The following is a 14,242-nucleotide window of genomic DNA, read 5'->3' on the forward strand; positions in this document are numbered from 1 at the left end:
AATCATAAACAACACGCATTGGCCGCGATGTGAAAAACAGAGATATATAAATATATTAGCTCGATAATAAAATAATTTAATTTCTCTTTGCGCGCTGTTTGATTCGAACGCAAAAAATATGATATTATTTTAACTATTTGATATTTAACGAATTAAAAATTAATTTTAAAAATATTTATCCCGTATTGGTCAATAAATAAAAACCCACTCTCATTTATCCTCTATTTATATTGCTGCTTTAATATCCATTTCCTGTGGTTGAATAGCAAAATTCGATTAGGTATTATCGCGGCTCATGTCAAAATCCATTTTTTTAGCGGATCATTTTTCCCTGCCGAAAACAGGATTATTTATCTGGCAGTGCTGCAATAATTTTATACACCGAGGATATTATAATGAAACTACGTCTTAATTATGCCCTGATGCCGGCATTAGTTTTTACCGGCGCGGCGGGCGCAGCCGAGATCTACAATCGGGACGGTCAGAAGCTGCATTTAAACGGTACTTTGGCTGGAGTGCATTATTTTAAAAATAATAGTTCCGATAGTGATGAATCATATATGCGCTTCGGTTTTCGCGGTGAAACCCAGGTCAACGATCTGCTTACCGGTTATGCCGAATGGCAATACCAGGCGCAACTGGCCCGGGGTGAAAAGGACGAATCACGGGACAGCACCACCCGTTTGGGTTTCGTGGGGCTGAAGTACGGCGATTATGGCTCGTTCGATTACGGTCGCAACTGGGGCGTCCTGTACGATGTACTTTCCTACACCGATAAGCTGCCGGAGTTTGGCGGTTTTTTCCAGGCCGACGGTTATCTCGCCCAGCGGGCGAGCAACCTGGCCACCTACCGTAATACGGGCTTCTTCGGCCTGGTGGACGGGCTTGACGTCGCGCTGCAATACCAGGGCGCCAACGCCGCCGGCAAAAAGAAAGGCGAGGGCCGCGGCCGCGGCGCGGCCAACGGCAATGGTTATGGCATGTCCCTGGGTTATGATTTGGGCCGGGGTTTAAGCGCCGCCGGCGCGTTCAGCAGCGCCAGCCGCACCGAAGGCCAGAGGAAACTGGCCTATGGCGGCGGCGACGGCAGGGTTAACGCCTATTCGGGTGCGCTCAAATATGACGACAAAAACCTGTACCTGGCGGTGATGTATACCCAAAGCTATAATCTGGTGCGGTTCGGCGAATTCAAGGATGATAAAAAAGTCAGCGGCTTTGCGCATAAGGCGCAAACTCTGGAAATGGTGGCGCAGTATATGTTTGATTTCGGTCTTACGCCGTCGCTGGCCTATCTCTGGACCACGGGGCGCAATATTGAAAAATACGGGCGCCAGGATCTGCAAAAGTTTATCGATATCGGCGCCACCTATAATTTCAACAAGAATTTGGCGACCCATATTGATTATAAAATCAACCTGCTGGGCGGCAATACCTTTACTCAGGAAGCTGAAATTCATCGGGGGAATATCGTTGCGGCGGGGCTGACGTATCAGTTCTGAGCAAGGCTGGGTTGGCAACGCCCGCCGGAGCGGCGGCAGGACGGCAGGCTGCCTGTCCTGCCCGCGTTCCGCCTGTGGGCGGACTCAGGGGCGCTGAGGCCCGCCATGGCCAGGCGCTAACGGTGCCGCTGGCGAATTAGCGATTTCTTCCGCGTATCTTTAACTGCCATAACCAATGAAAATATCGCAATGCCGAGCAATACGGCGATGAGAATCAAATTCTGCATTGTCTTTGCCCTCTATTACACTTACAAAAAGTGATTTTGCGGGAATTTACCCTGGGCCGCCATCGGAGCATTCTGTATAACAGTTGAAAAAACAACAACAATACTGTTTCGCTTCCACTATTCTACATAGATGGCGCGGCTGATTCCGCATTACCTGCCCGTGCCTGCCTGCCCCCTCGGGGATCGGTTATCACTTGCCCATCATGGCTTAAGGGAAATGATTTATGACATTATCTGCATTATTTCGTCATGCGGCGTTAGGCGCGGCCGCCGTGCTGGCGCTGTCGGTCACCGCTTTTTCCATCCAGGCCGCCCAGGCGCCGGCCAAAGTGACCTTTGTCCAGGAATGGCCGGTGGCGGACGGCTTTTGGATCCCCTGGACGCTGGGTAAAGCCAAGGGTTTTTATCTGGAAGAGGGGATTGACCTGAATATCGTCGCGCCGCCCACGGTGGCCGATACCATGAAATTTCTCGGCACCGGCCGTGCCGACGTGGCGTTTACCACGGTGATGGACATCATTTTCGCCAAGGAGCAAGGCGCCCCGGTCATCGCCATCGGCCGTTACGGCAGCGGCAATAACTGGGGGATTTTTACGCCGCAGGGTAAGCCGGTAACCGTCGCTGAACTGAAGGGTAAAAAAATCGGCATCTATAATGACGCCTGGACCAAGGCGCAGCTGTCGCTGATGTTGAAAAGCGCCGGCATGACGCTTGACGACGTGCAGATGGTTGCCGCCGCGGATGATACCGTGCCGCTGCTGCTGCAAAACCGGGTGGACGCCACCACCGGCATCACCAACGCCGAAGGGACGGAAATAGCCGTCACCACCGGCAAAAAGCCGGAGTACCTGGCGGCTACGGCGCACGGCGTGCCCGATACGCCGATCTTTATGTTCGCCGGCAACCAGCAGTGGCTTAATAAGAATCCGCAGCTGGCCAAGGCCTTTATGCGTGCCACCGCCAAAAGCATCCGTTATGCCATCGAGCACCCCGACGAAGGCACGGCGGCTTTTGCCGCCCAGTACAGTAAAGCCTATGATCCCGCCTTCGTGAAACAGCAGTGGCAGGACACCATGGCGATACTGGGCAAACCGGGCAAGGACCAGCTCAGGCTGGACGATAGCGCCTGGAGCGCGCTGCTGAGCGCCGTTACCAGCCTTGGCATTGTCAAGCAGAAGCTGCCCGCCGCTCAGTACTATACCAACGACTACCTGCCGCAGGAATAAGCCGGCTTCGGCGAGGCAACCCCGTCGCGCGGCGCGTCCCCGCCGGCGGTTTTGGCCAGCGCCCGCTCGATGCGCTCCGTCCCCAGCGCAAAGGGCAGCCGCGCGGCGTTGTCCGCCGAAATTTTCACCCCCAGCGCAATCTGTTTAATGCGCTGGTCAATCGCGTCGGTGATGCCCAGCTGCCGCAGGGTGAGCGGCGTGGAAAACAGCGTCAGCAACTGCAATAAATGGGCCTGCGCCGCCAGGCTGTCCGGCCGGTCGTCGTCCAGATAGGACTGTACCACCAGCCCGAATCCCACCAGTTCGCCATGCAAAAATCCGTGCAGATCGGGATGGTAGGTCATGCTGTTGTGCACGGCGTGGGCGACGCCGATACGGGGAATTTCATCGCGCATGCTGTTGGCCATGCCGGCCAGGGCAATCACCCCGTCCAATACCCTGGCCAGCACCGGCGTGGCCAGGCCGGCCTCATTATCGGCCAGCGCCTGCGCGCCCGACTGCTCAAATATATCCAGCGCCAGTTTTGCCGCCTGCGCCTTGAGCACCAGCGACAGGCTGCTGTCGTCCCGGCGCAGGTAAGGCTCGAACTCATACCATTTGGCCAGCGCGTCCACAATACCGGCCTTCAGGTAGCGCACCGGCGTGGCGGCGATAATCGCGCTGTCCACCAGCACCCATTCCGGGGTGCGCTGCAACGGCATGGAGTTCAGATGGCCGCCGGCCTCGGTGTATAGCACCGAAATCGGCGACCAGGCGGCGCATGTGGCGGCGATGGTTGGCACGGTGATAAGCGGCAGTTGTCCGCAGGATTCGGCGATACCCTTGGCCGTGTCCAGCACTTTACCGCCGCCGACGCCGATAACCAGCCTGATGTCCTGGGCCTGCGCCTGGGCGCTGAAGGCGGCGATAGTGGCGCGGGTACATTCGCCCTGTAAAAAATAGCGCTGGAAACCGATACCGTGGGCGCTGAAGCTGGCTTCCAGCGCCGGCTGCGTTGCCTGCCAGGCGCGCGGGCTGGTAATGATCATCACCCGTTCGCGCGTTATTGGCGCGACGTAGTCGCCGATGCGGTTAATCAGTCCGGCTTCGTTAAGGTAATTCTGGGGTGCTTTAACCACAATCACGATATGTCTCTCCTTGCCAGCCGGCCCGGCCGGCGTGGGTTTATAGGGTGGATGCCCCGCGCTATTTCTGCATGCCCCAGCGCTTGACGGTGACGCGCTCGAGGGTGGTGAAAATCAGGCCTTCCACCAGTAAGCCGATAATGATCACCGAAATCAGCCCGGCAAAAACCCGATCGGTAAAGAGTTCGTTGCGGTTCTGGAAAATATACCAGCCCAGCCCGCCCTTGCCGCTCGACGCGCCGAACACCAGCTCGGCGGCAATCAGGGTGCGCCAGGCAAAAGCCCAGCCGATTTTCAGGCCGGACAGAATCGAGGGCAGGGCGGCGGGAATCAGGATATGCCAGACGTAGCGCAGACCGCGCAGTCCGTAATTGCGGCCGGTCATGCGCAGCGTATCGGAGACCCCGAGGAAACCGGTATAGGTATTCACCGCCATCGGCCACATCACCGAATGCACCAGCACGAAAATCAGGCTGTTTTCCCCCAGGCCGAACCACAGCAGCGCCAGCGGCAGCAGCGCGATGGCGGGCAAAGGATTAAACATCGAGGTCAGGGTGCTTAATATATCCCGGCCGAGACGGGTCGATACCGCCAGCGAGCTTAACGCCAGCGCAAGCACGGTGCCGATGGCGTAGCCCTTGATCAGGGTGCCCAGCGACAGGCCGATCTTGGCCGGCAGTTCGCCGCTGGCCATATCCTGGGTAAAGGCGGTAAAGGTCTGGATAAAGCCGGGCAGCAGCAGATCGTTGTTTTGCCACCGGGCGGCGATTTCCCACAGCGCTATCAGCACCAGCAGGATGGCCGTTTTGCGCAGCCAGGTAAGATTCCACAGCCGTGTCGACCAGGGCAGCGGCGTAGCCAGGCTCAGTTCGGCTATCGGCGGCAGATCCCGCTGATATTCGGGGCGTATCGGAGGATTTTTGGTCATGGCAACGCTTCCTGACGGTATGGCTTAGGGCTAAAAATGATCATCGCGCGCCGCCGACCACTTTAAACCGTGGTTTGTCCGCGACCGCGCGATCGGTCTGGGACGCCGTCGGATCGCTGAATAACAGGTCGTGGATGCGGCGCGCGGCCTGCTGGAAATCGCTGCCGCCGAAGTCGTTGATGCCGAACTGATGGCTGTTCATCTCCGCGCGCACCCGTCCTGGATGGGGCGACAGCAGCAGGATGCGGCTGCCGACCACCAGCGCTTCCTCAATGGAATGGGTAACGAACAGCAGGGTAAAGCGCACCTCTTCCCACAGCGCCAGCAATTCCTCCTGCATTTTGCGCCTGGTCAGGGCGTCGAGGGCGGCGAAAGGTTCGTCCATCAGCAGTACCTTCGGCTCCATCGCCAGCGCCCGGGCGATGGCGACCCGTTGTTTCATGCCGCCCGACAGGGTATGGGGATAAGCATCGGCAAACGCCGTCAGCCCCACCTTGTCGAGAAAATACCCGGCGCGTTCACGGGCTTCGGGCCGCCGGGCCTTGCCGCTCGCCAGCAGCGGGAACATGACGTTTTCCAGCACGGTTTTCCAGGGCGGCAGCTGATCGAACTCCTGAAACACCATCAGCCGGTCCGGCCCGGGCTGCGTGACGCGTTCGCCGTCCAGCAGAATGCTGCCGCCGACCGCGGGCAAAAAACCCCCCACGGCTTTCAGCAGACTCGATTTGCCGCAGCCCGACGGCCCCAGCAACACAAAACGATCGGCCGGGAAGACATCAAAACTGACATCATGGGTGGCCCGCACCACGCGCTGGCGCGTGCGGTATTCCAGGTTCAAAGCGCCTACCCGCAACAGCGGCGCGTTATCCGGAGCCTGCTGGATATGTAATGTCATGGTGCGTTTTCCTTTTAACCGGAAGCCCGGATTCAACTGCCGGGCAGGGCGTAGGCTTCGGGGAAGAAGTAATCCTTCCACGAGCCGGCGCTGTTTTTCAGGATGCCGAGTTCATGCAGTTTTTCCGCGTAGACAAAGGTTTTCTGCGGCGCGATGGTAAAGTCATTTTCCGGATCGTTGACAATTTTCTCGATAAGCTCCAGCGGCAGATGGGATTGCTCTACGCGAATATAGGTCTTGGCCGCCGCGTTTTTATCGGCTTTGATGATCTGCTCCGCCTCGGCCAGGGCGTCAAAAAACGCCTTATAGGTTTTCGGGTTTTCGTCATGGAATTTTTCGGTGGCGTACAGCAGGTTAAACGTGCCTTTGCCGCCCAGCACATCGTAGGAGCTCAGTATTTTGTGGATATTGGCATGTTCCAGCGCCTGGTACTGAAACGGCGGGCTGGAAAAATGCGCGGTAATTTCCGCGCCGCCCGAGATAAGCGCGCTGGTCGCGTCGGGATGCGGCAGGCTCAGGGTAATGCTGTCGTATTTTTTATATTCCGCGTTGCCGAACAGGCGCGCGGTTTCAATTTGCAGGGTGCGGGATTGAAACCCTACCCCGGCGGCGGGGACGGCGATCCGGTCTTTATCGCTCAGGTCGCTGACGCTTTTCACCGCCGGATTATTGCTCAGCAGGTAATTGGGCATCGAGCCGAGAGCGGCCACCGCCTTGACATTCTGTTTGCCGCGGGTGCGGTCCCAAACGGTCAGCGCCGGCGGCACCCCGGCGGAGGCCACGTCCAGCGCGCCGGTCAGCAACGCTTCGTTCATCGCCGTGGCGCCGGAAATGCTGTGCCAGTCCACTTTGATATCCAGGCCCTGCTCTTTGCCGTGCTTTTCAATCAGCTGCTGGTCGCGCACCACATCAAGGATCAGATAGCCGATGCCGAACTGCTGCGCGATGCTGATGGTGCCTTCCGCCCGCGCCGGGACGCTGCCCAGGAAAATACCGCAGGCGGCAATGATGCCGATACCTTTGAACAAAACATTCATTAATGTTATCCCAGAATAGAGAAGAAAATGATTCCCGCCATCATAAAGTGATGCGGTGATAATTGTTAAATCGTTTTTTGGAATAAATTAGAAGCAGATGTTTATGCATTATTTAACTTTGCTTAGTGCATTAATGGCAATAAACGATAATAACCTAAAGTCATTTTACGTCTATCGATAGTTAATTGTTGTCTTTGGGTGGAAAGTTCTTCGGCGATATAGTGGCGGCAACGATTAAGCATGATGTTCATGGCAATAAACAGGGCGCCGTGCAACGCCAGGAGAATATAACGTGCCGCTTTTCCAGCATTCCTTTTTGCGCGACTATGTCGCCGCCCGGCTGACGGATATCAAGGTCGCGCCTGACGTGGCCGCCATGGTGGCGGATAATCTGGTGGACGCCTGCCTGAAAGGGCATGACTCCCACGGCGTGACCATGTTGCCGCGCTATATCGCCGCCATCGCCGAAGGCGGACTGCATCCCGATGCCCGCGCCACCGTCACCCTTGACGCGGGCGCCGTGCTGTCTTTCAACGGCGGCCAGGGGTTCGGCCAGGTGGTGGGGCGCCAGGCCATGGATGCCGGCATACGGCGCGCCGGGGAATACGGTGTCGCGGTTATCGGCCTGGCCGACGCCCACCATCTGGGACGCATCGGCGCCTGGGCGGAACAGGCGGCGCAGGCCGGGCTGGTCTCCATCCACTTTGCCAATGTCAACAGCCGTTCGCCGGTGATGCCCTGGGAGGGGGTGCAGCCGCGCCTGGGCACCAACCCGTTTTGCGTCGGCATTCCGGTGGCGGGGGGGCATCCGCTGATCCTGGATTTCGCCACCAGCATTATCGCCGGCAATAAGGCGCGGCTGGCCTGGAATGCCGGCCAGCCGTTGGCGCCGGGATGCATCGTCGATGATAAAGGGCAGCCCGCCGTCGACCCGCGCTGGCTGATGACCGAACCCTTCGGCGCGCTGCTGCCGTTCGGCCAGCATAAAGGGTCGGGCCTGTCGGTGGTTTGCTCGCTCCTCGGCGCGGCGCTGACCGGCGGCATGACCGAGCGCCATGACAACCGGGATAAGCAGCGCATCCTCAACAGCATGCTGTCGATCGTTATCGACCCGGAAAAACTGGGCGGCGCCGACAGCTATCGCCGGGAAATCGCCGGCTTGCTCGATTGGGTGCGCAGCTCCCGCGACGACAACGCCTTATTATTGCCCGGCGACGCCGAGCAGGAAAAATATCAACAACGCCTCAGCCAGGGCCTATTTATCGATGAGACCAGCTGGCGGCAACTGGCGGCGCTGGCAACCCCCGGCGCCGCGACACTCTGATTGTTCATTCTCGCTCTCAATCCAGGAAAAATATTATGCATCTGGCCCGTTTTCCCCGTCTGACCCTGGGGCAGTTTCCCACCCCGTTGGAAGCCTTGCCCAATTTAAGCCGCTACCTCGGCGGTCCGACCCTGTATATCAAACGCGACGACAACACCGGCCTGGCGAGCGGCGGCAACAAAACGCGCAAACTGGAATTCCTGCTGGCCGACGCGGTACGCCAGGAGGCCGACGTGGTGATAACCCAGGGGGCGACCCAATCCAATCATGTCCGCCAGACCATTGCCGGCGCCGCCAAACTTGGCCTGAAAACGCAGGTTCTGCTGGAAACGCGGGTGGACCGGTTCGGCGAAGATTACCAACGCTCCGGCAATATCCTGCTGGATAACCTGCTTGGCGGCGCCATCGTAGAACATCTGCCGGCCGGCAGCGATATGCAGGCGGCCATGGAACGGCTAGCCGACACCCTGCGCGCCCAGGGCCACCGGCCGTACGTCATCCCGGGCGGCGGCTCCAATCCCATCGGCGCGCTGGGCTATGCGGCCTGCGCCGAGGAACTGCTTTACCAGTCAAGCCAACAGCGGCTGCGCATTGATCATATCGTCCACGCCACCGGCAGCACCGGCACCCAGGCGGGCCTGGTCAGCGGGCTGGAAGCCAGCAACAGCGGCATTCCGGTGCTGGGCATCAGCGTGCGCGCCCCCAAGGCCAAACAGGAAGAAAATGTCTATGCGCTGGCCTCCCGCACCTGGCAATTGCTTGGCGCGCGCGGCGAACTGCCCCGCGATCGCATCAAGGTCAACAGCGATTATGTGGGGGAAGGGTACGGCCTGCCCACCGACGGTACCCTGGAAGCCCTGCGCCTGCTGGCGCAGCTCGAGGGCATCTTGCTCGACCCGGTCTATACCGGCAAGGGTATGGCGGGGTTGATCGACCTGATTCGCCAGGGGCAGTTCAAGCCGGGTGAGAATGTGGTCTTTATCCATACCGGCGGCTCGGCGGGACTGTTCGGCTATCGCCAATTGCTGGAGCAGTCGCAGCAATGAGCCGTTTCCTGCTGGGGATCCTGGGGGGGATGGGGCCGCTGGCCACCGTCGACCTGATGCAGAAAATCATCGAGGAAACCCCCGCGCACAGCGATCAGCAGCATGCGCCGGTGGTGGCCTGGAACGTACCGCAAGTCGCCGACCGGCAGCAGGCGCTGGCCGGCACCGGTCCGTCGCCGCTGCCGCAGCTACTGCACGGCGTGCGCCGGCTCAACGGCGCCGGCGCCAGCCATATCCTTATCGCCTGCAATACCGCCCACCACTGGTATGGCGAGCTGGCGGCGGCCAGCCGTGCGCCGCTGCTGCATATTGCCGACGCCACGCTGGACAGCCTGCGTCCGGAGCGGGGCGAACGGATAGGGCTCATCGCCACGCAGGGCACGCTGGACGCCGGCTGGTTCCAGCAGCGCATCGCCGCGCTGGGCGGCGAAACGCTGACGCCGCTGCCGCAGGAGATGCGGGAATGGTTTGTGCCCGGCTGCTATGCGGTAAAACGCGGCGATCTGCGCGGCGGCGGCGAGCTATTGTCTCGTCTTGCGCAGGCGCTGGCGGCGCGTGGCGCCGCACGCCTGATCCTGGCCTGCACCGAGGTGCCGCCGGCCTTTGCGGCCATCGACTCACCCTGGCGGTCGGTAAGCGTTGACCCGACCCGGGCGCTGGCCCGGGCCGCCGTCCGGCATTGGCTGGCGTACCGCGACGGCGCCTGATTGACTTAGCGGCTAAAGGCAAAAGCTTAGAAAAATTTTTGCTTTAGCCGCCGCACGCGTGAAGCCGTAGCCGGGCGACAGCGTTCGGCCAAAAAAGATAAAATTTAACCTACTGTTAAGCCTGTCTTTTTATTATTTTCCCGCGTTAAAGTGTTACCGCGTTTTTCCTTAGTATAAAAAACTATAAGTTACCGTTTTTTCTTATTTGTCCCTTTAGCTATTACTCGGTATGAATATAGCCATATTAAAGATAAAGGAGGGGCGTCGCGTGAACTTTCAGCAACTACGTATTATTCGGGAATCCGCCCGGTGCAATTATAACCTGACTGACGTGGCCAGTATGTTATTTACCTCCCAGTCCGGCGTCAGCCGCCATATTCGTGAACTGGAAGAAGAGCTGGGCGTGGAAATTTTTATCCGCCGCGGTAAACGTTTAATCGGCATGACGGAACCGGGTAAAGCCCTGCTGGTAGTGGCGGAACGTATATTAAGCGACGCCAATAATATTCGGCGCATCGCCGATGTTTTTGCCAATAATGATTCAGGCGAACTTTCCATTGTTACCACCCATACCCAGGCGCGCTACAGCCTGCCGGCGGTGATCAAGGAGTTTCGCGCGCTGTATCCGCGCGTGCGCCTGGTGCTGAACCAGGGCAGCCCGGAGGAGATTGTTTCCATGCTGCAATCCGGCGAAGCGGACGTGGGCATTGCCAGTGAAAAGCTGATGGGCGAAGATCAACTGGCGGCGTTTCCTTATTACAGCTGGCATCATACGGTACTGGTACCGGAAGGCCACCCGCTGACGCAGGCGGGTGACATAACGCTGGAAACCCTCAGCGAATATCCGCTGGTTACCTACCGGCGCGGCATCACCGGCCGCTCCAGGCTGGACGTGGCTTTCCAGGCCGCGGGGCTGAAGCCGGAGGTGGTGCTCAGCGCCCAGGATTCCGATGTTATCAAAACCTATGTCGAGCTGGGACTCGGCGTCGGCCTGCTGGCGGACATGTCCTACAATCGCGAGCGCGATACCGGCCTGGTCAGCCTCAACGCCGAGCATCTGTTCGAAGCCAGCACCGTATGGTTGGGGGTAAAACGCGGCCAGCTGCAGCGCAAATACGCCTGGCGCTTTATCCAGCTTTGCAACCCCCAGCTGTCCCTGACCGAAATCGAGGAACAGGTGCTTTCGCCTCACGCTCTCGAGACCGCGCTGGATTATCAAATCTAACCCCGGGCGCACCGCCCGGCCCGTCAACGTCGCGCAAAGGTGTTGAGGGAAGTGCGTGCCTATGGGGCGAATGGGGCATGGTTTTCCCGCCCGCCCGAGTCACCGTCGCGCAAGTTCAGTGTTTCGGCCGGTAATGATCTGGTGATCTTGTCACCTGGCTGCTGTGTGTAGCACGCAATGACATAGAGAGATAAACCTTTTTTCTGAATGTAAATCTGCAGCGGCCAGCCTTGGCCGGGGGGGCGCTTGCGAGTTGCGCTTGCGTGTTTATGCTACTGCGGCGAAGGGGCGTGTGGCGAGGTTTATGTTGCCGCGGCGAAGGCTTCGTTTGTGGCGTGTGGCGAGGTTTATGTTGCCGCGGCGAAGGCTTCGTTTGTGGCGTGTGGCGAGGTTTATGCTGCTGCGGCGAAGGCTTCGTTTGTGGCGTGTGGCGAGGTTTATGTTGCCGCGGTGAGGGTTTCGCTTGCCGTGCGTTCGGCGGTTATATGGAATGCTGGGCGCCGGCAAGCGACAAAGAGGCCGTACCGCGACGGCCTCCTTGACCTCCGCGCGTCCGGCAGATCGTGCGCCGCTGCGCGGTGCCCGACATCACCCATCCCGGCTTTTGGACCGCCCGATATGCGCTCCCGGCGCAATCCGGGCTTTCGCCGCTCCCGGCGGCTCATCCAGCCGTGATGCGCGCCGCCGGCGCACTCTATGCCGGCACCAGGTCAACACCATCGCCTGTGAGTAAAATAGCGTTTTTGGGTTTCTTGCGGCATGTACTTACCGGGAAAAATATCAGCATCCATTTTGGGCTAACGTCTGCAGTCTGATGGCTAAAAGCCAAAAGCCAAAAGCCAAAAGCCAAAAGCCAAAAGCCAAAAGCTAAAAGCTAAAAGCTAAAAGCTAAAAGCTAAAAGCTAAAAGCTAAAAGCGTCATGCTTACTGTTAAAACTTAACGCTAAATGATGTATGCCTTACTGCGTGACTGCATACCTGTATGCCTGTATGACTTGCTTTTCGCTGTGCCAGCCGCACTCCATACCCGTTGTATCCCCTAACGGTCACTCATATGCCGATGCCAGACCCTGTCCCAAGCAACAGCGCCGCTGTTGCTTCATAATATGCAGTGCGAAAGCGACATGTGGACCGGCATAAAGCGCGCTGACGGCGCCTATGCCCCCGGCATGAGCCGCCGGGAGCGGCGAAAGGCCCGGTTGCGCCGGGAGCGCTAACCGGGCCGGTGCATAACGGGGGAACTGGCGGCGGAAGGCATCGCGCAGCGACGCGCGACCTGCCGGGCGCGTGGAGGTCAAGGAGGCCGTCGCGGTACGGCCTCTTTGTCGCTTGCCGGCGCCCGGCATTCCATATAACCGCCGAACGCACGGCAAGCGAAACCCCCGCCGAGGTAACATAAACCTTACCGCCGCGGCAACATAAACCTCACCGCCGCGGCAACATAAACCTTACCACCGCGGCAACATAAACCTCACCGCCGCGACCTAACCCATCCACGGCCGCATAAGCGCGCCAGAACTGCGATCGCCGCATCTACCCACGACAAGTTATAGGGAATGCACATCTATCTATAAGGTTAAATCAGTCGCGGCTTTCCCGCCCGATCGGGACCCCGGCAGGGCATGCCCTCCCTCGCCGGGTTCAAAGCAGACGTGTTAAAGAGGGAACGTGCCGCCAGCCCGGCGTTAATCCACCGAAGCCGCTTGCGCGCTGGTTTGCGTCACTAGCAGCGCGGACAGCGCCTCATCGGCCAAACGCGCGAAATAGGCCGCCGCCGGATAAATCACCTGCTCGTCGGGATTAAACCGCGGATGGTGCAGACCGAATTCGCTGGCCGAACCGATGCTGACAAAGGTCCCCGGCACCTGCTGCAGATACAGGGAAAAATCCTCGCCTCCCATTTGCAGCTCCGCTTCCTGGACCTGATAACCGGCGTCGGCGGCCACCCTCTGGCTGAAATCCGCCCAGAAGGGCGTATTCACCACCGCCGGTGGCCCCGGATACCACGACAGCGACGCCTCCGCGCCCATGGCGCTGGCCACCCCGTCAATCACCCGGGTCAGAATATCCGGCACTTTCTCACGCACCTTCACATTATGCGTACGCACGGTGCCTTCCAGCTCCACCGTTTGCGGCAGCACGTTCCAGGTATTGCCGCCCTGAATACGCGTCACGCTCACCACCAGCGATTCCAGCGAGCTGAAATTCCGGCTCGGCAGGGTTTGCAGCGCGTTCACAATCTGGCTGGCGGTCACGATGGTATCAATACCCTGCTCGGGTTTGGCCGCATGGGCGCCCTTGCCGGTCACCGTAATCTGGAAACGGTCGATATGGGCATAAAACGCGCCGCGCCGGGTGGCAAAGGTGCCCACCGGCAGCTCGGGCGCGTTATGCATGCCGAATACCGCCGACACGTTCTCCAGCGCGCCGGCGTCAATCAAATGGCAGGCGCCGTTGAAATTTTCTTCCGCGGGCTGGAACAATATCCGCACCGTGCCCGGCAGGGTGGCTTCGCGCGCTTTTAATAACAACGCCGCCCCCAGCATCACCGAAGTATGGACGTCATGGCCGCAGGCGTGCATAACGCCTTCGTGGCGCGAACTGAACGGCACGCCGGAAACTTCATCGATAGGCAGCGCGTCGATGTCCGCGCGCAGGGCGATCAGGGGAAAGGGTTGTTTGCCGATTTCGGCCACCACGCCGGTCTTCAGCGCTAACGGTAAAATCCGGATGCCGGCCTCCGTCAGCCAACGGGTGATCCTTTCCGTTGTGGCGAATTCCTGGTTGGACAATTCGGGATAGGCGTGCAGTTCGCGTCGACAGCTAATCAATTTTTCAGCAATATTGCCAGACATAGGGTATGACCCTTTTGTGAGATAATGAATATCGGATAAAAAATTATCTTAGCGGTTAATGTTAAATTGCAGTAAATACTGTTCGGTTATATTACATAGCCATCGGGTCTGATGGCAGGAAGGGGGCCGCCGCCGCCCCCTTTATTCTG

11 protein-coding genes are annotated in these 14,242 nt (G+C 58.9%); 6 read left to right on the forward strand and 5 right to left on the reverse strand.

What is annotated here, in order from left to right; all coding sequences use genetic code 11:
* The first annotated feature begins 395 nt into the window (after positions 1-395).
* Complete coding sequence (locus tag ACL2XM_RS02890; protein WP_413723317.1) at positions 396-1,499, forward strand: porin; 1,104 nt, start codon at positions 396-398, stop codon at positions 1,497-1,499.
* Positions 1,500-1,950: 451 nt separating this feature from the next.
* On the forward strand, positions 1,951-2,952 hold the full coding sequence (locus ACL2XM_RS02895; protein WP_413732264.1) for an ABC transporter substrate-binding protein: 1,002 nt from the start codon (positions 1,951-1,953) through the stop codon (positions 2,950-2,952).
* Here ACL2XM_RS02895 and ACL2XM_RS02900 read toward each other — a convergent pair.
* From ACL2XM_RS02900 to ACL2XM_RS02915, 4 genes are all read right to left on the reverse strand, one after another.
* Positions 2,934-4,076, reverse strand: a complete 1,143-nt coding sequence (locus ACL2XM_RS02900; protein ID WP_410014243.1) for an iron-containing alcohol dehydrogenase family protein — start codon at positions 4,074-4,076, stop codon at positions 2,934-2,936. The two genes, ACL2XM_RS02895 and ACL2XM_RS02900, sit on opposite strands and share 19 nt — an antisense overlap.
* A 61-nt stretch (positions 4,077-4,137) precedes the next feature.
* Positions 4,138-5,004, reverse strand: a complete 867-nt coding sequence (locus ACL2XM_RS02905) for an ABC transporter permease (RefSeq protein WP_413732266.1) — start codon at positions 5,002-5,004, stop codon at positions 4,138-4,140.
* 40 nt (positions 5,005-5,044) lie between these two features.
* On the reverse strand, positions 5,045-5,899 hold the full coding sequence (locus ACL2XM_RS02910; protein WP_413732268.1) for an ABC transporter ATP-binding protein: 855 nt from the start codon (positions 5,897-5,899) through the stop codon (positions 5,045-5,047).
* 32 nt (positions 5,900-5,931) lie between these two features.
* A complete protein-coding gene (locus ACL2XM_RS02915) occupies positions 5,932-6,936 on the reverse strand; it encodes an ABC transporter substrate-binding protein (protein ID WP_410014246.1) in 1,005 nt (334 codons plus the stop codon).
* Between the two features lie 292 nt (positions 6,937-7,228).
* Here ACL2XM_RS02915 and ACL2XM_RS02920 point away from each other — a divergent pair, with 292 nt between their 5' ends.
* The 4 genes from ACL2XM_RS02920 (at position 7,229) to cbl (ending at position 11,238) form a co-directional block, all read left to right on the forward strand.
* Positions 7,229-8,260: a malate/lactate/ureidoglycolate dehydrogenase gene (locus tag ACL2XM_RS02920; RefSeq protein ID WP_413732270.1), complete on the forward strand. Its 1,032-nt coding sequence runs from the start codon at positions 7,229-7,231 to the stop codon at positions 8,258-8,260.
* 35 nt (positions 8,261-8,295) lie between these two features.
* Positions 8,296-9,306 carry a D-cysteine desulfhydrase gene (locus ACL2XM_RS02925; protein WP_413723313.1) on the forward strand — a complete coding sequence of 337 codons (1,011 nt, stop codon included), beginning with the start codon at positions 8,296-8,298 and terminating at the stop codon, positions 9,304-9,306.
* Positions 9,303-10,013 carry an aspartate/glutamate racemase family protein gene (locus ACL2XM_RS02930; protein WP_410014249.1) on the forward strand — a complete coding sequence of 237 codons (711 nt, stop codon included), beginning with the start codon at positions 9,303-9,305 and terminating at the stop codon, positions 10,011-10,013. Before ACL2XM_RS02925 ends, ACL2XM_RS02930 begins: the two co-directional genes overlap by 4 nt.
* A gap of 268 nt (positions 10,014-10,281) precedes the next feature.
* Positions 10,282-11,238, forward strand: coding sequence for an HTH-type transcriptional regulator Cbl (gene cbl, locus ACL2XM_RS02935; RefSeq protein ID WP_410014250.1), 957 nt, complete (start codon positions 10,282-10,284; stop codon positions 11,236-11,238).
* A gap of 1,685 nt (positions 11,239-12,923) precedes the next feature.
* On the opposite strand, the gene ACL2XM_RS02940 is transcribed toward cbl, so the two are convergent.
* Positions 12,924-14,093, reverse strand: coding sequence for an amidohydrolase (locus ACL2XM_RS02940; RefSeq protein ID WP_410014251.1), 1,170 nt, complete (start codon positions 14,091-14,093; stop codon positions 12,924-12,926).
* Positions 14,094-14,242 lie beyond the last annotated feature (149 nt).

The sequence above is a fragment of the Sodalis sp. RH20 genome (genome assembly GCF_047324205.1).
Lineage (GTDB): Bacteria > Pseudomonadota > Gammaproteobacteria > Enterobacterales > Enterobacteriaceae > Acerihabitans.

Coding starts and splice junctions, on each gene's coding strand:
- ACL2XM_RS02910 (WP_413732268.1), bottom strand. CDS start 5,899: ATGACATTACATATCCAGCAGGCTCCGGATAACGCGCCGCTGTTGCGG.
- ACL2XM_RS02905 (WP_413732266.1), bottom strand. CDS start 5,004: ATGACCAAAAATCCTCCGATACGCCCCGAATATCAGCGGGATCTGCCG.
- ACL2XM_RS02890 (WP_413723317.1), top strand. CDS start 396: ATGAAACTACGTCTTAATTATGCCCTGATGCCGGCATTAGTTTTTACC.
- ACL2XM_RS02930 (WP_410014249.1), top strand. CDS start 9,303: ATGAGCCGTTTCCTGCTGGGGATCCTGGGGGGGATGGGGCCGCTGGCC.
- ACL2XM_RS02895 (WP_413732264.1), top strand. CDS start 1,951: ATGACATTATCTGCATTATTTCGTCATGCGGCGTTAGGCGCGGCCGCC.
- ACL2XM_RS02925 (WP_413723313.1), top strand. CDS start 8,296: ATGCATCTGGCCCGTTTTCCCCGTCTGACCCTGGGGCAGTTTCCCACC.
- ACL2XM_RS02940 (WP_410014251.1), bottom strand. CDS start 14,093: ATGTCTGGCAATATTGCTGAAAAATTGATTAGCTGTCGACGCGAACTG.
- ACL2XM_RS02915 (WP_410014246.1), bottom strand. CDS start 6,936: ATGAATGTTTTGTTCAAAGGTATCGGCATCATTGCCGCCTGCGGTATT.